This is a genomic window from Caproiciproducens lactatisolvens (genome assembly GCF_052443335.1).
GTDB lineage: Bacteria > Bacillota > Clostridia > Oscillospirales > Acutalibacteraceae > Caproiciproducens.
Map to the genome: position 1 here is coordinate 43390 of NZ_CP195750.1, position 18987 is coordinate 62376.

General features: G+C 51.8%; 15 protein-coding genes and 1 tRNA gene. 14 read left to right on the forward strand and 2 right to left on the reverse strand.

The window, feature by feature from the left end; all coding sequences use genetic code 11:
• Nucleotides 1–7: 7 nt before the first annotated feature.
• Nucleotides 8–2074 (reverse strand): DUF3656 domain-containing U32 family peptidase, encoded by a 2067-nt coding sequence (locus tag ACRQV7_RS00220; protein ID WP_444658997.1) that lies wholly within the window; start codon nucleotides 2072–2074, stop codon nucleotides 8–10.
• Complete coding sequence (locus ACRQV7_RS00225) at nucleotides 2061–2582, reverse strand: cell division protein ZapA (RefSeq protein ID WP_275715051.1); 522 nt, start codon at nucleotides 2580–2582, stop codon at nucleotides 2061–2063. The genes ACRQV7_RS00220 and ACRQV7_RS00225 overlap by 14 nt, the downstream gene beginning before the upstream one ends.
• Before the next feature lie 497 nt (nucleotides 2583–3079).
• Between ACRQV7_RS00225 and ACRQV7_RS00230 the strand changes: the two genes are divergently transcribed.
• The 14 genes from ACRQV7_RS00230 to ACRQV7_RS00295 all read left to right on the forward strand — a co-directional run bounded on the left by ACRQV7_RS00230 (nucleotide 3080) and on the right by ACRQV7_RS00295 (nucleotide 18976).
• On the forward strand, nucleotides 3080–5542 hold the full coding sequence (locus tag ACRQV7_RS00230) for a glycogen/starch/alpha-glucan phosphorylase (protein WP_444658998.1): 2463 nt from the start codon (nucleotides 3080–3082) through the stop codon (nucleotides 5540–5542).
• A gap of 27 nt (nucleotides 5543–5569) precedes the next feature.
• Nucleotides 5570–7489, forward strand: coding sequence for a glycoside hydrolase family 13 protein (locus ACRQV7_RS00235; RefSeq protein ID WP_444658999.1), 1920 nt, complete (start codon nucleotides 5570–5572; stop codon nucleotides 7487–7489).
• Between the two features lie 61 nt (nucleotides 7490–7550).
• A tRNA-Arg gene (locus ACRQV7_RS00240) sits at nucleotides 7551–7627 on the forward strand.
• 131 nt (nucleotides 7628–7758) lie between these two features.
• On the forward strand, nucleotides 7759–8727 hold the full coding sequence (locus ACRQV7_RS00245; protein ID WP_275715045.1) for a ketopantoate reductase family protein: 969 nt from the start codon (nucleotides 7759–7761) through the stop codon (nucleotides 8725–8727).
• 326 nt (nucleotides 8728–9053) lie between these two features.
• A complete protein-coding gene (locus ACRQV7_RS00250) occupies nucleotides 9054–9479 on the forward strand; it encodes a VOC family protein (protein WP_275715043.1) in 426 nt (141 codons plus the stop codon).
• A 466-nt stretch (nucleotides 9480–9945) separates the two neighbouring features.
• Nucleotides 9946–10746: an IclR family transcriptional regulator gene (locus tag ACRQV7_RS00255; RefSeq protein WP_444659000.1), complete on the forward strand. Its 801-nt coding sequence runs from the start codon at nucleotides 9946–9948 to the stop codon at nucleotides 10744–10746.
• Between the two features lie 162 nt (nucleotides 10747–10908).
• A complete protein-coding gene (locus tag ACRQV7_RS00260) occupies nucleotides 10909–11877 on the forward strand; it encodes a C-terminal binding protein (protein ID WP_444659001.1) in 969 nt (322 codons plus the stop codon).
• A 20-nt stretch (nucleotides 11878–11897) separates the two neighbouring features.
• The gene (locus ACRQV7_RS00265) at nucleotides 11898–12938 is read left to right on the forward strand and encodes a 2-dehydro-3-deoxygalactonokinase (protein ID WP_444659002.1); all 1041 of its coding nucleotides are present in this window, start codon (nucleotides 11898–11900) and stop codon (nucleotides 12936–12938) included.
• Nucleotides 12931–13824: a dihydrodipicolinate synthase family protein gene (locus ACRQV7_RS00270; RefSeq protein ID WP_444659003.1), complete on the forward strand. Its 894-nt coding sequence runs from the start codon at nucleotides 12931–12933 to the stop codon at nucleotides 13822–13824. The genes ACRQV7_RS00265 and ACRQV7_RS00270 overlap by 8 nt, the downstream gene beginning before the upstream one ends.
• Nucleotides 13825–13985: 161 nt before the next feature.
• Nucleotides 13986–15197, forward strand: a complete 1212-nt coding sequence (locus tag ACRQV7_RS00275; RefSeq protein ID WP_444659004.1) for an ABC transporter substrate-binding protein — start codon at nucleotides 13986–13988, stop codon at nucleotides 15195–15197.
• A gap of 393 nt (nucleotides 15198–15590) precedes the next feature.
• Nucleotides 15591–16460, forward strand: coding sequence for a branched-chain amino acid ABC transporter permease (locus tag ACRQV7_RS00280; protein ID WP_444659005.1), 870 nt, complete (start codon nucleotides 15591–15593; stop codon nucleotides 16458–16460).
• Between the two features lie 111 nt (nucleotides 16461–16571).
• Nucleotides 16572–17465, forward strand: coding sequence for a branched-chain amino acid ABC transporter permease (locus tag ACRQV7_RS00285; protein WP_444659006.1), 894 nt, complete (start codon nucleotides 16572–16574; stop codon nucleotides 17463–17465).
• Between the two features lie 3 nt (nucleotides 17466–17468).
• Entirely contained in the window at nucleotides 17469–18260 is a 792-nt protein-coding gene (locus ACRQV7_RS00290; RefSeq protein WP_444659007.1) for an ABC transporter ATP-binding protein, read from the forward strand.
• Nucleotides 18257–18976: an ABC transporter ATP-binding protein gene (locus ACRQV7_RS00295; RefSeq protein WP_444659008.1), complete on the forward strand. Its 720-nt coding sequence runs from the start codon at nucleotides 18257–18259 to the stop codon at nucleotides 18974–18976. Before ACRQV7_RS00290 ends, ACRQV7_RS00295 begins: the two co-directional genes overlap by 4 nt.
• The last annotated feature ends 11 nt before the right edge of the window (nucleotides 18977–18987 follow it).

Sequence of the window (18987 nt, forward strand, 5' to 3'; positions counted from 1 at the left end):
ATTACCCCTATTCTATTCCCCTGTAGTAAAGCCCGCGGGTGTGTTCCCCTTCGTCCGGGGAACCGGCCAGATACCGGCCGATGATTTCCTCCGCCTCCCGTGCGGATTCGGTGGTAAAGCGCAGCACCCCGAAATCCTGATTGCGCACTTCCCCGAGCCGGTCGGCCATGTAGAGAGGAACACAGTTCAGGACCTCGCTGCACGCGCCGTAACACTGGACGGGGAACCGGATTCCCTTCCGGTCGGTCAGAAACGGCGCGGTTTCACAGTTTTTGCAGCCGCCCGCGTTCGCTGCGGGGCAGTTGCGCGTCAGCATCAGCGGCAGCCGTCCGTAGAGCAGAAGGCCCCTCGGCAGCTCCCCGCCGACGGCGGCAGCCTGCGCGAGCGTCAGCTCAAAGGAAAGCTCCGCGTCCGCAAGCCCGAATTCGCTGTGCCAGAGAAGCGCCGCCGTATTGGTGATGTTGAGCGAAAAGCCGCCGTGTACGGTCAGCCCCAGCTCCCGGCCGAGCGCCGCCGCGCCGAGGTTCCCCGCCCAGGCGTCGGCAAAGCCGGCTTCTTTCGCGGCGGAAAGCCGCGCCCGGACGGCTTTTTCCATCCCGAACATGCCGCGCGGGATTTCCAGCGCGACGGGATAGCCGTCTGCTTTTAATTTTTGAAGAATATCCAAATCCGTATCGTACGGAAGATAAACGAGTTCACACTGCTTTGCCGCGGGCGGAAGACCGGTGTTTGCGAACCGCGCGCGCAGCCGAAGCTTTTTCGCCGTATGGGTGCCCGCTTCGGGTATCCGGCACATTTGGAACGGAATTTCCGCGCGGCGAGTGCGCATCTGCTCCAGCTTTTCCAGCGCTTCCCGGCGCAGCCTGTTCAAGGAAGAAACCAGGACGGAAAGCCCCTCCCCGATCTCACAGACGATTTCGTCGGCGTAAAACGGCGTGCCGCCCGTCTTTTTGAGCTGTTCGGCGCAGCGCTCTTCGTCGGTCGCGCGGCTGAGCGCGGGCCGGGGCGTTTCGCCCAGAGAAACGCGGGCCGTCCGGCCGTCGCGGTCGGCGGCGAAAAGCACCACCGGCCGCTCCTTTTGAACGGTCAGGCGGAAAGAGACCGGAATCCTCCGGTATTCGTGGTTGTAAAGGCCGTGCAGCTCGGCGAAAACCGCGCCGGTCGCGCCGGTCACGTCCTCTTTGGAGCGCACGCCGAACATGTCGCGGCCCAGCTTTCCGTCCGGATATCCGGTGGTAAAGCCCGAGCGGGAAAAGACCGCGCCCAGGTTTTTCACCAGCTCCGGGGGGACCGGTTCGCCGTCCGCCGCCAGCCGGCTTGCGCGCGCTGCCGCGGCGACGTATTCCGGCCGCTTCATGCGGCCCTCTATTTTCGCGCTGGCAATGCCCGCGCGGCTCAGCTCGTCCATGCGGCTGATCATGGAAAGGTCCTTTAAGCTCAAATCGTGCCCCGTTCCGCCGGAAACGGAGAACGGCAGCCGGCAGGGCTGGGCGCAAAGGCCGCGGTTCCCGCTGCGGGAGCCGAGCACGGAACTGAAGTAGCACTGCCCGCTGACGGACATGCACAGCGCGCCGTGGACAAAGGCTTCCAGCTCCACGGGGGCCGCCCGATGGATTTCCTCAATTTCCCGGAGATTCAGCTCGCGGGAAAGCACCACGCGCCTGATTCCCGCCTCGGAAAGCGCCAAAGCGCCCAGCGGGGTGTGGATGCTCATCTGGGTGGAGGCGTGCAGCCGCAGGCCGGGCGCGCATTTTTGCAAAAGCCAAATCAGGCCTGTGTCCTGCACGATCAGCGCGTCCACCGGCAGGGTGCAGGCGTAGGAAACAAAATCGAGCGCTTTTTGCAGCTCGTCCTGCAAAAGCAGGGTGTTGACCGCAAGGTAGACCTTTACCCCGCGGGCATGGCAGTACTCCACGGCGGATTTCAACTCGCCGCTGTCAAAGTTCCTGGCGCCGGCCCTCGCGCTGAACGCGTTTCCGCCCAGATACACCGCGTCCGCCCCCGCGCGCACCGCGGCGGTCAGGCTTTCCGGCGACCCGGCGGGGGCCAGAACCTCTATGTTACTGTTCGTCATTTTTCTTTTCAAAGAAGCTCATAAAGCCTTCCTGCTCGGCGGTGATGTCCGGGTTCACGCGGGAATAGCTTCCCGCCTGCGGCCTTTGCACGGGGGAGCCGGGAACGGCCGGCTTCTGCGCGCGGACCTCCTGCGCGGGCTTGTCCGCGGCGGGCTCTCCGCCCTCCGACAAACGTGCCCGAAGGGTCTGGATTTCCCGTTTCAGGCGCTCAATTTCCCGCCGGGCTTCCTCGGCCTCCATGCGCGCGTGGGAGGAATCCTCCAGATAATCCTTGATCTGGGAGCGAAGGTTGTCCGCCCCGTTCGCGGATTTGTGGGCTTCGTCACAGTAGCGGAGCGCCGTAATGACGGCCGCCATGGTGATGGAAACACGCTCGTTTTTGCCCGTGATATCGTCCATGGCCTTCTCCACTTCGTCACCGATCGAGCGTACATAGCTCTCGCTGTCGTCCGAGCTGATGACGCACTCACAGCCGCAAATATTCAATTTCACTCTGTTTTTACTCATGAAGTCATACCCTTTCACACAACAGCGAATTCAGAATTATTTACATTATAATATATTATAACATAATATGAAAGAGCTTTCATTATTTTTTACGGACCTGCCGCCGGGACGCGGACCTGCCGGTCGGGAAGCGCCTACGGCGGCGCTCTTAGGCAGATACTCCCGGGGCAACTCCCTCCGTCGCGGCGGAACCGCTTTTCTTTGCTTTACGGTTTTGTGAATGTTGTACAATTTTCTGCGAAAAATACGTTGTAATAACAAAAGAAAGATTTCACTGGGAAAAACAGAAAAAAACCGCTCTGCGTCTTTTGTTTTCCGGTTTCTTCCGTGAAATCCGTTCTTCCGGACGCTGTTGTTGAAAAACTGCGGATATTGGTATATAATAGACACAAATTCGATATTGGTATATTGGAATCCCAAACGGGAAAATCATCGGCATTACCATCCGGAAGCGCCGGAATTTTCGCGGCGTTTCCCTGATTATGGAGGACATCATTATGAATTACAGACAGCCGGTCGGAAAAATCAAGGAAACGATCCTGTCGACGCTCGACCGTGTTTTCGGCGTCAGCCTTGAAAACGCGACCGACGAGCAGTGTTACAAGGCGGTCGCGCTCACCGTGCGCGATTTGATGGCCGCGGGCCGGAGCGAATATATGGCGGAGGCGGAAAAAACCCATACCAAGCAGGTTTACTATCTTTGTATGGAATTCCTGCTGGGCCGTTCGCTGAAAAACAGTCTGTTCAACCTCGGGATCGAGGAGGATTTCCGCAAAGCGCTGGCCGAGCTGGGGCTGAAGCTGGACTGTCTTTACGAGCAGGAGCCGGACGCCGGGCTGGGCAACGGCGGACTGGGCAGGCTTGCCGCCTGCTTTCTGGACGCCCTCGCCACACAGGGCTACCCCGCCACGGGGTATTCCCTGCGCTATGAGTACGGCATCTTCCGCCAGAAGCTGGTGGACGGCTGGCAGACGGAGCTGCCCGATTTCTGGCTTCCGGGCGGGAAAATCTGGATGCAGGCGGTACCGGAAAAAAGCGTGGAGGTCCATTTTAACGGACATATCGAGGAATTCTGGAACAACCAGTACCATGTTGTAAATCATAAGGATTTTACAAAGGTGACCGCGGTGCCGTACGATATGTACGTCGCCGGGATGGACGGGCGCGGCATCAGCCGCCTGCGCGTCTGGGCGGCAAGCTCCGCCGAATTCGACATGAAGCTGTTCAACAGCGGCGACTATCTGCGCGCTATGGAGCAGAACGCCATGGCGGAGGTCATCACCAAGGTGCTTTACCCCGAGGACAACCACATGGAGGGAAAGAGCCTGCGTCTTTCGCAGCAGTATTTTCTGGTTTCCGCGACCATTCAGGATATCATCCGCCGCCACCTGTTCAAATACAGCACGCTCGACAACCTGCCTGATCTGGTGGCCATCCACCTGAACGACACCCATCCCGTGCTCGCCATCCCGGAAATGATGCGCGTGATGCTGGACGAGTGCGGCTACGGCTGGGACGCGGCCTGGGATATCGTCACCCGCACCGTCGCCTATACGAACCATACGGTCATGAAGGAGGCGCTGGAGTGCTGGGGGGTCGATCTGTTCAAATCCCGCCTGCCCCGCATCTACCAGCTTGTGGAGGAGATCAACCGCCGTTTCTGCGCGCAGATGCATGAAAAGGGCGTGGACGGCTACAAGGTGGGCCGCATGGCCCCGCTCAACGACGGCTACGTCAAAATGGCGAACCTCGCGGTCGTCAGCAGCCACAGTGTCAACGGGGTGTCCCAGCTCCACAGCGACATTCTGAAAAATACCGTGTTCAACGATTTTTATACCGAGATGCCGGAGAAATTCACGAACGTGACCAACGGCATCGCCCACCGGCGCTGGCTGAACCAGGCGAACCCCGGGCTTTCGAAGCTGATCACCGGGCTGATCGGCGACGGCTACCTTCACGACGCCGCGCAGCTGCAGAAGCTTGCGCGCTACGCGGACGACGCTTCCGTTCTGGAACAGATGGCGAAGGTCAAGCGGGAAAACAAGCTCCGCCTCGCGGAGTATATCAAAAGGGAGAACTGTCTGGAGGTGGACCCCGACTCCATTTTCGACGTGCAGGTCAAGCGCATGCACGAATATAAGCGCCAGCATCTGAACGCCCTGCATATCCTGTCGGTCTACCAGTGGCTGCGGGAGAATCCCGACGCGGAATTCACCCCCCACACCTATATTTTCGGCGCGAAGGCCGCGCCGGGCTACTACTTTGCAAAACAGATGATCCGCCTGATCGTCGACCTGGGCAATACCATCAACAACGATCCGCGGGTCAACAAGAAAATGCGGGTCGTTTATCTGGAGGACTACCGCGTGACGCTCGCGGAGCTGCTGACCCCCGCCGCCGACCTGAGCGAACAGATTTCGCTCGCGGGGACCGAGGCCTCCGGCACCAGCAACATGAAATTCATGATCAACGGGGCGGTCACCATCGGCACCCTGGACGGGGCGAATGTCGAAATCCACGACGCGGTCGGCGACGACAACATTATTCTGTTCGGCATGACGGCGTCGGAGGTCGAGGCGCTCAAGCCGAACTATGACCCAAGGAAGTACTTCAACGGCAGCCCGGCCATTAAAAAGGCGGTCGAGGAGCTGAACACCGGCTTCTGCTGCGTAAAATTCAACGATATCGCCGATTCCCTGCTGAATCACGACCCCTATATGGTGCTGGCGGATTTCGAGTCCTACGCAAAGGCGCAGAAAAAGGCGGAGGCCCTTTACGGCGACGCGAAAGCCTGGCAGCGCATGTGCCTGATCAATACCGCGAACGCGGGCCGGTTCGCGGCGGACCGCGCGATCCGCGAGTACGCGGAAAAAATCTGGCACGCCCGGCCCCTGCCGGAAGAAGCCGTAAAGCAGGAAGTTCCGGTCAGACGCGTACGTCCGGGCAGAAAGAGCAAATAACTGGAAAGCTTCCTGGGAGGAATATCCATGTTTGATTCCCGCAATCCGGCATTCCGCGACCCCGTTGGGGCGGTGGCGGACGGCACGCCGGTGCATTTTAAGATTACCCTGCCGCGTGCGCTGCACTGCAGCGCGGCGCGGCTGATGATAAAGGACGGCTTTACCGGACGGGAGATTACCCGCGGCATGTTCTGGTGCGGTATGAACGGCGGCGACGGCGAGTGGTGGGAGTGCCACTTTACGCCGGAAAAACCGGGACTTTTCTTTTACCGGTTCCAGACCGATACCGAACGCGGGATCCTGCAGATCACGCGCGGCCGCGGCGGCGCGGGCGTTTTCAGCGACGCGGCCCGCTTCTGGCAGCTGACGGTCTATGACCGGGAGTTTGCCACTCCGGACTGGCTTGCCGGCGGCATCCTGTACCAGATTTTTCCGGACCGGTTCGCCCGCTCGGCGCAGCCGAAAACCGGCGTTCCCGCCGACCGAAAGCTGCACGAAAGCTGGGAGGAACAGCCCGACTGGCGGCCCAATGAGGACGGCAGGATCACCAACACCGACTATTTCGGCGGCGACCTGCGCGGAATCGAGGAAAAGCTTCCCTACCTTCAGTCGCTGGGCGTCACCTGCCTGTACCTGAACCCGATTTTCGAGTCCCACTCCAACCACCGGTATGACACGGCGGACTATTCCAAAATAGACCCCCTGCTGGGAAATGAGCAGGATTTTACGAGCCTGTGCGCCGCCGCCGAAAAAGCGAGCATCCGGGTGGTGCTCGACGGCGTTTTCAACCACACGGGCAGCGACAGCGTCTACTTTAACCGGCAGGACCGCTACGCCGCCCCCGGCGCGTACCATTCCAAAAATTCGCCGTACTATCCCTGGTACACCTTCCGGCACTGGCCGAAGGAATACGACTGCTGGTGGAATTTCATTACCCTGCCCAGCGTGAACGAGAGCGAGCCCTCCTACCGGGAATATGTCAACGGCGAAAACGGCATCATCCGGAAATGGCTTTCTGCGGGCGCGGCGGGCTGGCGGCTGGATGTTGCCGACGAGCTGCCGGACTTCTTTCTGGACGAACTCCGCGCGGCGGCAAAGGCGCAAAAGCGCGATGCGCTGATTCTGGGCGAGGTCTGGGAGGATGCCTCCAATAAGACGGCCTATGGACAAAGGCGCCGGTACCTCTTGGGCAAACAGCTCGACAGCGTGATGAACTACCCGTTCCGCAGCGCGATCCTGGGCTTTCTGACCGGGGCGGACGCCGGGGATATGATGGAAATCATCCTCGGTATTCTGGAAAATTACCCGCCGCAGGTCATCCGCCTGCTGATGAACCATATCGGCACGCACGACACCGAACGCGCGCTCACTGTGCTTGCGGGCGAGCCTCTGGACGGGCGCGGCCGCGAGTGGCAGAGCACCGCGCGCCTGACAAGGGAGCGCCGCCGCCGCGGCCTGCGCCTGATGCGGCTCGCTTCGCTGATGCAGTTCACCCTGCCCGGCGTACCCTGCATTTACTACGGCGACGAGGCCGGAATGGAGGGCTACCGCGACCCGTTCAACCGGGCCTGTTACCCGTGGGGGCAGGAAGAGAAGGAGCTGGTGGAGTGGTACCGTCTGCTGGGCAGGCTGCGCCGCAACTGTTCCGCGCTCAGGGAAGGAGATTTTCTTCCGTTTCTTGCCGACGGCTCCTGCATGGGGTATCTCCGCCGGGACGAAGCGGTCAGCCTGCTCTGCGTCGTCAATGCGGGGGCGGAAAGCCGCAGCGTGCGGGTTCCCGGAGAATGGCGGCAGTCCCGCGCGGTGATCGGCGTGGTGCCGGACGGGAACAATACGCTGTACCTGAATCCGGAGGACTGCGCCGTTTTGCTGAAAAAGGAAACGGCAAAGGCGGCCGGGCCGGAGTGCGGGCAATTCCAGAAGGAATCAGTTGAATTGAAAAAATAAGTTGCAAATCCCCGCTAAATGTGATATGATACTTAGGCGGCTTAAAACAAAGCCGCAAAATGCGCTCGTAGCTCAGCTGGATAGAGTGCTTGACTACGAATCAAGAGGTCGCGGGTTCGAGTCCCTCCGGGCGCGCCAATATTATAGGCCGGAACAGATGCAAAGCTGCGTCTGTTCCGGCTTGATTTTTATTATTCATAATTTAAAAACATGGATATTGTTAGTAAGGCAAAGGAACTGAAAAAAACATTTGTGGGGAGTAAAAAGTTATGAGAATATTAATTGTTGGTCTTGGCGTCATAGGGAGCACATACGGATACTTATTTCAAAGCGCCGGACACCAAGTGGAGCATCTGATCCAAAATAGCAGCAGAAATGCTTCCACCACTGAATTGAGTGTCTCTCTTCTGGATGGACGAATCAATTCAAAGGGAGAAAGAAAATACGGAATATATTCTGTAAATCACGCAGCTCCAAATGAAAACTATGATTTGATTTTTGTCAGTGTGCCGGCAGGTAAGCTGTCTGGCGTTATAGCTACCCTAAAAGAGTGGAATATGCATGGGACCGTTCTGCTATCATGTGGTATATGGGAGGAGCGCTCCTGTCTTGAAAAAACAATGGACGGCTGGAAATATGTCCTTGGTTATCCGGTCGCAGGCGGAAGCATTTCAGAATCAGGACTACGCTGCTGTGTTTTTGACCATTTTATGCTTGAATCCCGAAGTAAAACTAATATTCTAAATTATGAAAAGTTAGTTCAGCTCTTTTCAGATTGTGAGGTTAAGCCTGAAGTCCCATTTGATATGCTGGAATGGATATGGCTTCACATGGCAATCAATGCCGGGGTCATCACCACGGCCGGGAAATATGGTAATGTTCAGGAAACCTCTGCCGCGGCCGAAAAGATTATGCGTTCATCAAAAGCTCTGTCGGAAGTAGTTTTATCCATTCGAGACACAGCAAACATTATTGCTTCCAGAGGTGTATGCCTGAAAAATTACAGAAATGAGCTTCTACCTTATAAAATACCATCGAAGCTGGCGGGCCTCATTATGAAAAAAATGTTTGCCAGCAATCTTTTAACAAGGGAAATTATGACACTCCACAGTAATTTGGACGATTTGTTGTTTGTCTGTCAAAGTGTGTATAAATGCGGAATAAAAAACAAGGTCCAGGCACCAACTTTTTATGCAAATTACAGCGCGGTTCAAAAGCAGATTGAGCATCTGTTTTGACCGAATGACACGAGGCGAAAACCCCGGTGCAGAGGGAAAAACCCTAAGCGGCAATTCATTTTCTGCAACAGTCCCTGTATGAAAGTTTTTTCACGACGGTTTAGGCGACCGCCGCCGTAGGCGCGAAAGACGCGCCGCGTCCGGAACGCGGGTGAAGCGTTCCGCACCCGAGTCCCTCCGGGCGCCTAAAAGACATACTTTCCCGTCAGGAGGATAGTATGTCTTTTTTTATATATATAAATGTGATATTATGGATTTCAAAGATATTGCATCATGCCGATAAACAGGCAGTTGTAGTGTAGATTATTATAGGAGGGATTAGCGTTATGGATGATGAATTGAAAATAAAATTGTACTCATTTACAGTGGATTGCAAGGACCCGCATGAATTAGCAGAATTTTATGCGGCGTTGCTCAAGTGGGAGACCATGTTTATCGATGAAGATTGGGCGTGTGTATACGCTCCGGGAACCAATCAGGGGACATATCCTGGTATAATGTTTCAACGGAATCCGGAGTATAAACCGCCTGTATGGCCGGCAGAGCCTGAAGCCCAACAGCAAATGGCACATATAGACTTCGCTGTTAATGATTTAGAAGAAGCAGTTCAATATGCAATCCATTGTGGAGCAACCATCGCAGATGAGCAATTTTCTGATCATTGGAGAGTTATGCTTGATCCCGCCGGACACCCTTTTTGCTTATGTCAAATGAAATCGATTATCGAGAGTGCCCAGTTTGCGTTGTTATAGAAAATCACGAAATTGAGAGGAAATTCACGATATTCCTGTAAATACGGGTTTAATTGGTAAGATGATTTATGGGATCTACAAAATCTTTTTTCCACTATTACTCCAAAAATAAGGACAGGCTTTGCCCCTGTCCTTGTTTTTTGTCTGCCACGAGGCGAAAACCCCGGTGCAGGTTTGGGCGACCGCCGCCGCAGGTGCAAAGGCCGCACTGCGTCCGGAACGCGGGTTAAGCGTGCAGCACCTGTATTCCGTTCCAATATAGAAATTTATGACTGTTTAAATTGCCTTTCTGCTGATACCTTGTATCACATTTTTTAAAATTACAACTAAAAATTTCATTTCATGTAAAAATATATTATTGACTTTTGCATAATCGCATGTTATTATTGACATATAATAAAACTTAGTTTTACTCAATAAAATTTAAATACAATAAATTTTGATTAAGGGGACAATTTGAAATATTATGTATAGGGGAAATAAACCTGAGGGAAACGGCAGATATGCAATTACCAGCGTTCAGAACGCGCTAAAGGTTTTAAAATTATTTGATGCGCAGAATGTGCAGCTTTCTTTGATTGAAATCAGCAAATTAAGTGGAATCAGTAAAAGCACTACCCTTCGCATTGTGTTTACCTTAGTGCAGGAAGGCTTTTTAAAACAAGATGAGACATCAAAAAAATATGAGCTCGGAATTGAAATTGTCAGAATGGGCTTGTCTGCTTTTGACTCTTTAGATTTAAATAGAATCGCATCTGCGAGACTGAAGAAATTAGCAGATGAAACCGGGCTGATCGTACAAATGGCGATTTTAAATAAAAATGAGCTGATCTTAACTTTGAAAATCCTGCCGAAGGTAGGATTCAGCCGGGCTTTAAGCTCTCATATCGGCGGTTCCATGCCAATATGGTGCACCGGGATCGGCCGCTTGTTTCTTGCCAATATGAAAGAGGAAAAGGCAAGAGAAATTTTGAATTCCTGTGAGTTAAAACAGTATACGCCCAATACTATTTTAGACAGAGACGAAATCATGCGCCTGGTAAAAACAGCTGCGAAAGAGAAATCAATTATCACCAGTTCCGAACATGAAAACGGAATCATCAGTATTTGCTACCCGATTTATGACCATACAAATAAAATGATTGCCGGGTTCAGCGCTTCCGGAATCCGCGAGGTGATTTTGGATACGGATATCAACAGAATCAAAGACGCCGCGAAGAAGGCTTCGGAAGACATTTCCAATGAGCTGGGTTATCATCTGCAGTGATTTTACAGAGAAAGCGGAAATAACGGACCAGCGGCGGGGGAAAAGACCGGCCGGGACAAATTCAATTTGCGGGTTCTGCAAAATTAATGAACCTTAGTTTTACTCAGTAAAACTAAAACAGATCTAAATTATGTAATTTTTAATGAAAGGAATTATAGAAGAATGGAAAAATTAAAGGTTGTAATAACGGATTACGCTTATCAGAATCTTGATGCGGAAAAGGAGGAGATATCGAAAGTCAATGCCGAAATTTTCGATTATCAGTGTAAAACGGAAGACGAAGTAATCGCGGTCGCCAAAGATTGCGACGCTTTGATCGTCCAGTTCTGCCCCATCACCAGAAAAGTCATCAATAGTTTGGAACATTGCAGGCTGATCGTACGGTATGCGATTGGTGTTGATAATATAGATATAGATGCCGCAACGGAAAAGGGCATCTATGTCGCAAATGTGCCGGATTATTCCATTGATGAGGTTTCGACCCACGCGGCGATGCTGATTTTGGCCATGAGCCGCAAGCTGAACCAAACCGTTTCTCTGGTGAGAGGAGGAAAATGGAATTACTCCCTGCTGAAACCAATGTACAGAACAGGCAATGCCTGCCTTGGCCTCGACGGTTTTGGGGCAATTCCTAAAATGGTCGCAGGCAAGATGAAAAATTTCGGAATGAAGATCATTTCCTATGATCCGTATGTGACAAAAGAACAGATGGAGCAGTGCGGCGTCCGGAAGGTGGACTTTGAAGAGCTGGTCGAAACCAGCGATTATCTGTCCGTCCATTGTCCTCTTACAGAGCAGACCAGGGCGAGCATCAATGCGGAGGTATTCAGGAAAATGAAAAAAACAGCGGTGCTCGTCAATACGGCCAGGGGCAGCGTCGTGGATGAAAAAGCCTTGATCGAAGCGATTCGGGAAAAGGAGATCGGCGGGGCGGCAATCGACGTGCTGGAAACGGAACCGATTGCCATGGACAACCCTCTGCTTCATTTTGATAACGTTATCGTCACACCGCATATTGCGTGGTATACGGAAGAATCCATTCATGCGCTTCAACAGAAGGTGGGCGAAGAGGTGGCGCGGGTGCTTTCGGGAAATGCGCCTAAGAACCTGGTAAACAAGTCATTACGCTGATGGAAAGGGGCTGAAAGATCATGTATGCAGTCATTGATTGCGGCACGACCAATACAAGAGTCTACATATTAAATAACGAAAACCAGATGGTAGGTCAGGCCGCCCGTAAGGTGGGCGTTCGGGACACCTCTATGACGGGGTCGAAGGACGCGCTGAGAAACGGTCTTCGGGAAGCTATTTTGGAGGCAATCGAAAAATCCGGAGCAAAAACAAAGGATATAAAATACGCGATTGCTTCGGGAATGATCACGTCGGAGATCGGACTGATGGAAATCCCGCATTTGGTGGCGCCCGCGGGAATCCGGGAACTCGCCGAAAATGTGAAAATCGTTTCCGGCAGGGAAATTATTTCTCTCGACATCCCCATCATGTTTATACGGGGAATCCGAAACAACTACGGCGACAACGCCACGCTGACGGAAATCGACGATGTGGATTTTATGCGCGGCGAAGAGGCGCAGGTCATTGGGATCCTCGACGAATACCGGATTAAGGAACCGGTGAATATCCTGGTGCTCAGCTCCCACTCAAAGATGATTCATGTGAACGGGGACGGAAAAGTGGAAGCAAGCATGACGACTCTCAGCGGGCAGCTGTTTGAAGCGGTCATCAACCAGACCAACGTGGGGAAAAGTCTGGTTCCGTGCGACGGCGAAGAAAGCGGAGGATACACCTTTGAGGAGATCGTGACGTTTGCGGAGCGCTGCGTCCGTACGAAGGGGCTTGTCCGGTGTTTCATGATCCCCAGATTCATGCAGGTATTGCTGAAATCGGACTATATGGAAAGGCGCGGTTTTGTCGACGCTTCCATTGCGGTTGATGATATGAATGCCATCAGAAGCTTCGATTTGAAATATAATGGAGGTGCTTATATTCTTTTCGGGCCGGAATCCCGCTGTAAATTATACTCCTATTTGTTGAAGAAGGAATATGGGGAGAATGCGAAGATCGTTTCCGTTTTCGACAAAGAGAAGCTTGCCGAACTGACGGTTCGGGGCGGAGTCAAAATCGCAGATCTGTACAGGCAATTAAGTGAAAAGGGAGGAATCGATCATGTTTAAGATGAGAGGGGTAGTTCCGCCGGTAATTACGCCCTTTTTGGAAAACGGCGAGGTGGATTACGAAGGGGTAAAAACATTAGCCCGTTTTCTCAAAAACAATGTGCATGGAATGTTTATAACGGGCTCTTACGGGAGCGGCGTACTGCTTACCGAAGAAGAAAGAAAGAAAATCATCGACGTTACGGTGAAAGAGGTTGACGGAAAAATTCCCGTGATCGTTCACACGGGCACGGCCGACACCGCAAGCGCGGCGCGGCTGTCCAAGTACGCGAAAGAGGCCGGCGCACAGGCGGTCGCGGCGGTGGGGCCTTATTACTACAAACATAACGACGACAGCATCTGTGCGTTTTACGACGGAATTATGAAGGCGGTCGGACCGGATTACCCGGTATATGTTTATAACAATACCCAGTTTCAGGGCTATACGATCAGCCTGGAGCTGCTGAAACGGCTGAAAGGCATGGGCATCCACGGCGTGAAGGACGCTACCTTCGATATTCTGGCCCACGCAAGCTATATGCGCGTTCTGAAGGACGGCTATTTCGACGTTGCGCTGGGGACGGAAGCCATGTGGCTTTCCGCCTGTGTCCTGGGCTGCGAGGCTTTCATTCCGGGAATCGGAAACGCGCTCCCCGAGATTTGCTGTAAGATGTTCGATCAGGGAATGAACAAAGAATATGACGCCCTGCGTGAAACCCAATTCGAAGTGAATCAGATCCGGGATATTATGTATCTTGCGAAATCGACTCAGCTTGCGATCTATGCGATGCTGGAGATCCGCGGAATCCTCAAAGCGTTTCCCCGTTCTCCTTTTCTGCCGCCCACACAGCTTGAAAAGGATGAAATCAAAGCAAAGCTTCTCGCGCTTGGCGTTATAAAACTTTAGTCAATTTTAGGGTTAAAACTACAAAACTGCTAAATTTCAGTATGCGAACCAATAACTTTTTGTAAAAGATTATCCTTTTCTTAGCGGTCAGCAGAATACATTTCCAAGCATGTCAGAAATAAAGGAATAACACTGTTAGTAAAAGAAAGGAAGATTGAAAAATGAACGGTAAGTCCAGAAAAACTTCGAAAATTCTTGCAATGCTTCTCGCCCTGTCGATGATTGTTCCGCTGTCGGCCTGCGGCGGCAGTCCTTCAGCAGCCTCCGACGCGTCGGCGGGCACAGGTTCCGCAGCGGGTTCTGACGCGTCGCCGAAAGGGGACATCCTTTTTGGGGTTTCGACGGCAATCACAGGCGCCGCGCCCCTGGAAGGCGAGCGGACAAAGCAGGGGATCGATATGGCCGTTGAGGAAATCAACGCGGCCGGGGGAGTATTGGGCAAGAATCTGAAAGCGGAATATGAAGACGATGCAAATACGGCGGGAACCGCTGTCAATGTTGTGAACAAGCTGGGCTCGAACCCGGACGTCGTCTGCCTGTTCGGGCCGCACAGAAGCACCAACGCGATCGCGGTGCTCGGCAGCGTCGCAAAAAACAAGATCCCGTTTTTAACAGGCGGCTCGTCGCCTTCCCTGATTAACTCCAGCAATCCTTACCTTTTCAGGATCAGGGCGTCGGATTCCTTTGTCGCGAAGATCATTTCAAAATATGCGGTGGAAAAGCTGCATGGTACAAAGATCGCTCTTCTGTACAATAACGACGATTACGGCGTAGGCGGCAAGGATGTCATCCTCGCGGACCTGAAGAGCAGAAACATAACCCCCGTGGTATGCGAAGGCCACAATACCGGCGATAAGGATATGACCAGCGTCATTGAGAAAGCAAAGAACGCGGGCGCGGATTGCCTGATTGTTTACACGCATGATCCGGAAGCCGCTATTTTAGCGCGCCAGGTCGTTGAGCTCGGTCTGGATGTTCCGAAAATTGGCCCGACGACGTATGTCAACGAAACGTGGCTGTCTCTTGTCGATGAGAAAACGGCGGAAAACTGGTACAGCGTAACGGACTTTATTCCCAGCAACACGGATGAAAAGGTTGCCACGTTTGTAAAGAAGTTTAAAGAGAAATACAAGGTGGAACCAGATCTGTTCGCGTCGTCCTATTACAATGCGACCTACCTTCTCGCTGACGCGCTGAAACGCGCCGGTACGGCTGACAGAGAAAAACTGCAGCAGGAGCTGCTTAAGACGAAGGATTTCCCAAGCATCTACGGAAATATGAGCGCCAACGAACACGGAGAATTGATCCACGATGCGGTAGTCGCCCAAATTCATGATAAAAAAGCCGTTTATGTGGAAAAAGTTACGGAATAAGATTGAGTACTGTCCCCGGTGAATTTCTGTTGCTGTTTCAGAGACCTGTGAAATGATCCTGCAAGACAGCAATTTCATGGGTCTCTGAATATCTTGAATCGTTTTAGGATGGTTACTGAAAGAACAGGATACCCCTGTTTTTCCGGATGTATTTTCGGAGCTGCATTTCTTTTTCGTGTATTTTGCTGCCTTAGAACTGCCGTAATGACCGTGTGCAGTAGAGAGTATGGGAATTGTATTGATTTGGACAGGATATAAAATTGGGAATCCGTGACCGTTGATTAAAATGATGGTACTGCGTATCGGATGTACTGTTATAGAATATTTTTGTTATGAAATTAGGATTGAATCGGGTGTATTGCTCTATTAAGTTTGATTGAAAGGGAGAAGTTTATGGAATCGTTTTTACAGCTTGTTGTAAGCGGAATCTCGATGGGCTGCATTTATTGTCTTGTAGCTATAGAGTTCTCGCTCATTTGGAACGCAAGCGGACTTATAAACTTCGGGCACGATAGTTTCATTATGTTCGGAGCATATATTTTTGCTGGTTCCATGATTCTAAGAGGAAATTTAAGCGTTCCGGCGGCAATTATCAGTTCCCTTATTTTCATGGCGGCTTTCGGGGTACTGGTGGCTGTAACTATTTTTATTCCGCTGAGCCGGTTGGGTTCTGATATATTTGCCGTTATGGGAACCATTATGCTTGCAAAAATTATCAGTGAAGGCGTCAGGCTGTTTTACGGTGCGTCGCCTTTTTCTCTTCCCGGATTTCTGGGAGGAACCGTAAAATTTGGAAATGTTGTTATGGGAAGGGTCAGCTTTTATATCATTTTTATTACCATTGTTACCTTGATTTGCATCCATCTGCTGTTCTCAAAAACGAAAATCGGCCGCGCGATGCGCTGTGTGGCGCAGGATAAGGACGCGGCTTCGCTGATGGGGATAAACGTACAGCGCAACATTATGGCGACCGTGGCGCTGAGCTCGGCGATATGCGGGATCATCGGCGTTTTGATTATTCCGCTTTTCAGTGTCGACCTTAATATGGCGTCCATGATCGGACTGAAGGGATTCGCCTCGGGGATCATCGGCGGCTTCGGATCGATGCCGGGCGCGATGGTGGGCGGAATTTTAATCGGTTTGATCGAAAACCTTTATACCGGAATCGGCCCTGCGATTTACAAAGATGTTGTTGCGTTTTTGCTGATGATCATATTCCTGATGATAAAGCCTAAGGGGATTATGGCCAAGAAAAATCTGTAACATCATCTGAAAAGGAAAGCGAGGGAATGAATTTTTATGAAAAAAAAGGGGATTGTCCAACTGGCAGCGATTTTTTTGCTGTTGATCTTATTCCTGTTGGTTCCTGTGTTTGTGAAACAGACATATCTGATCATATTGTTTGACAATACGTTTATCAATATTATTATTTTAGTGGGTTTAAACTTCATAACCGGCCTGATGGGAGAAACCAATCTGGGAACGGCCGGAATCATGGCGCTGGGCGCGTACACCTTTTCCCTGTTTTGTACGCGGCTGTCTTTTTCCCCGTGGCTTGGGCTGCTCTGCGCAGTCGTGATGGGGATTCTGATCGGCTTCGGGCTCGGCTGGCCGAGCCTGCGGATGAAGGGAATTTACCTTTCGCTGACCACGCTTGGCTTTGGGGAAATCGTAAGGCTGGTCCTGAACAATCTCGCCAATGTGACAGGCGGCTCGACGGGTGTCACCAATATCCCCTCTTTAAACATTTTCGGACATGTACTGACCTCCGCCATGGATTTCTATTATTTTATCCTCGTCTGCGTAATCATTATTTTGGCGGTCACCTATAAAATCATTCATTCAAAATGGGGACGGGCGATCAAGGCGATCAAGGACAACGACGTTGCCGTGGAAGCCTGCGGCATCGAGATTTCCAAAATAAAAATTTTAGCCTTTACCCTCTGCAGCGTTTACGGCTGCATCGGCGGCGCCCTGTACGCGCAGCTTATGGGTTATATCAGCCCTTCGGACTTTACTCTGAATTCGTCCGTTACCTATCTCATGATGCTGATGATCGGAGGGATCGGTTCCGTTCCGGGCAATATCATCGGGGCGTTTATTGTAACCATGCTTCCGGAGCTTCTGAGATTCCTCAAGGATTACTACTGGATCACCTTCAGCGCTATCATTTTGATATTCTCCGTTTTGCTTCCGAACGGCCTTGTCTCTGTCTTTAAGAAATTCGCCGGCCGGTTCGGTTCCGCGCGGACCAGGAAGGAGGAATAAAGGATGCCCGAAATCTTAGAAATCAGCAGCCTGACAAAAAAATTCGGCGGGTTGACCGCCGTAAATGATTTCACCATGCAGATGGAAAAAAGGAAGATCCATGCGTTGATCGGGCCAAACGGCTCCGGAAAAACGACCACGATCAATATGATCAGCGGCGTGCTGCAGGCAAACTCCGGCACCATATTGTTTGACGGGCAGGATATTACCAAGAACACGACGAATAAGATTGCGAATCTCGGCGTTATCAGAACTTTTCAAAATATCAAGCTGTTCAAATCCCTTTCGGTCGTGGAGAACGTCATGGTCGGCGGGCACAAGGATACCCATATGGGCCTGCTTCATTCCCTGGTGGACGTCAGGGGCTCCCTGAAAGAAGAAAGCGCTTTAAAGGAAAGGGCGGAGGAAGTACTGAACTTCATTTCGCTTTACAATGTAAAAGATGAAAACGTAAACAATCTTCCCTACGGGCAGCAAAAAATGGTCGAGCTGGCAAGGGCCATGATGGGCCAGCCAAAGCTGCTGCTTTTGGACGAGCCCGCGGCCGGGCTGAATCCGACGGAAAGGGTTCAGCTCATGGAACTCCTTCAGAAAATATATGACGAGGGAGTGGAATTGTTTCTTGTAGAGCACAATATGGATGTGGTCATGAATTTCTGCCAGAAAATCACCGTCTTGTCCTTTGGAGTTAAAATCGCGGAGGGAACGCCAAATGAGGTGCAGAATAACGATGAGGTAATCAAGGCGTATTTGGGCAAGAAATATAAAAAGCAAGGAGTGGATGAGGTACAATGAATGCCGTTCTGAGCGTCGAAGACATGGATGTTTACTATGGAAAAGTAAAAGCACTGAACAGTATAACGGTTTCAATCAACGAGGGAGAAATCGTTTCAATCATTGGATCCAACGGAGCCGGTAAGACGACGCTGATGAAATCCATTATGGGACTTGTGAAGCTGGCAAAAGGCCAGATTACATTTATGGGCAAAACGGTCAGTAATTTCAAAACCCATAATATTGTCAACGAAGGGATTGTTTACGTACCGGAAGGAAGAAGGATTTTTCCGGAGCTGACAATATTTGAAAATTTGCAAATGGGAGCTTATTCCAAAAAATACAGTCCGGCCGAATATAAAAATAAAGTCGAAGAAGTGTATGAAATTTTTCCGAAGCTCAAGCAAAGATCCGCGCAGATGGGGGGCTCGCTGAGCGGAGGGGAACAGCAGATGCTTGCTATCGGCAGGGCGCTGATGGCTTCTCCGAAGCTGCTGTTGTTGGACGAACCGTCCCTGGGACTCGCCCCGATCATCATTGACGATATTTTCAACGTCATTATTGAAATCAACAGGCAAAAGCATATTCCCATCATACTCGTGGAACAGAACGCCTATATGGCGTTGAGCATCTCCACAAGAGCCTACATTTTGGAGATTGGCGATATTAAATATCAGGGCGACGCCAAAGAGCTCTCCGAAAGCTCCGTCATCAAAAAAGCGTATCTTGGGGGATAGTGATTCAATTG

Excerpts from the sequence above, each read along its gene's own strand:
- ACRQV7_RS00290 (WP_444659007.1), top strand. The coding sequence starts at position 17,469 with ATGCCCGAAATCTTAGAAATCAGCAGCCTGACAAAAAAATTCGGCGGG.
- ACRQV7_RS00255 (WP_444659000.1), top strand. The coding sequence starts at position 9,946 with ATGTATAGGGGAAATAAACCTGAGGGAAACGGCAGATATGCAATTACC.
- ACRQV7_RS00295 (WP_444659008.1), top strand. The coding sequence starts at position 18,257 with ATGAATGCCGTTCTGAGCGTCGAAGACATGGATGTTTACTATGGAAAA.
- ACRQV7_RS00220 (WP_444658997.1), bottom strand. The coding sequence starts at position 2,074 with ATGACGAACAGTAACATAGAGGTTCTGGCCCCCGCCGGGTCGCCGGAA.
- ACRQV7_RS00245 (WP_275715045.1), top strand. The coding sequence starts at position 7,759 with ATGAGAATATTAATTGTTGGTCTTGGCGTCATAGGGAGCACATACGGA.
- ACRQV7_RS00235 (WP_444658999.1), top strand. The coding sequence starts at position 5,570 with ATGTTTGATTCCCGCAATCCGGCATTCCGCGACCCCGTTGGGGCGGTG.
- ACRQV7_RS00270 (WP_444659003.1), top strand. The coding sequence starts at position 12,931 with ATGTTTAAGATGAGAGGGGTAGTTCCGCCGGTAATTACGCCCTTTTTG.
- ACRQV7_RS00275 (WP_444659004.1), top strand. The coding sequence starts at position 13,986 with ATGAACGGTAAGTCCAGAAAAACTTCGAAAATTCTTGCAATGCTTCTC.
- ACRQV7_RS00250 (WP_275715043.1), top strand. The coding sequence starts at position 9,054 with ATGGATGATGAATTGAAAATAAAATTGTACTCATTTACAGTGGATTGC.
- ACRQV7_RS00265 (WP_444659002.1), top strand. The coding sequence starts at position 11,898 with ATGTATGCAGTCATTGATTGCGGCACGACCAATACAAGAGTCTACATA.
- ACRQV7_RS00225 (WP_275715051.1), bottom strand. The coding sequence starts at position 2,582 with ATGAGTAAAAACAGAGTGAAATTGAATATTTGCGGCTGTGAGTGCGTC.
- ACRQV7_RS00280 (WP_444659005.1), top strand. The coding sequence starts at position 15,591 with ATGGAATCGTTTTTACAGCTTGTTGTAAGCGGAATCTCGATGGGCTGC.
- ACRQV7_RS00230 (WP_444658998.1), top strand. The coding sequence starts at position 3,080 with ATGAATTACAGACAGCCGGTCGGAAAAATCAAGGAAACGATCCTGTCG.
- ACRQV7_RS00260 (WP_444659001.1), top strand. The coding sequence starts at position 10,909 with ATGGAAAAATTAAAGGTTGTAATAACGGATTACGCTTATCAGAATCTT.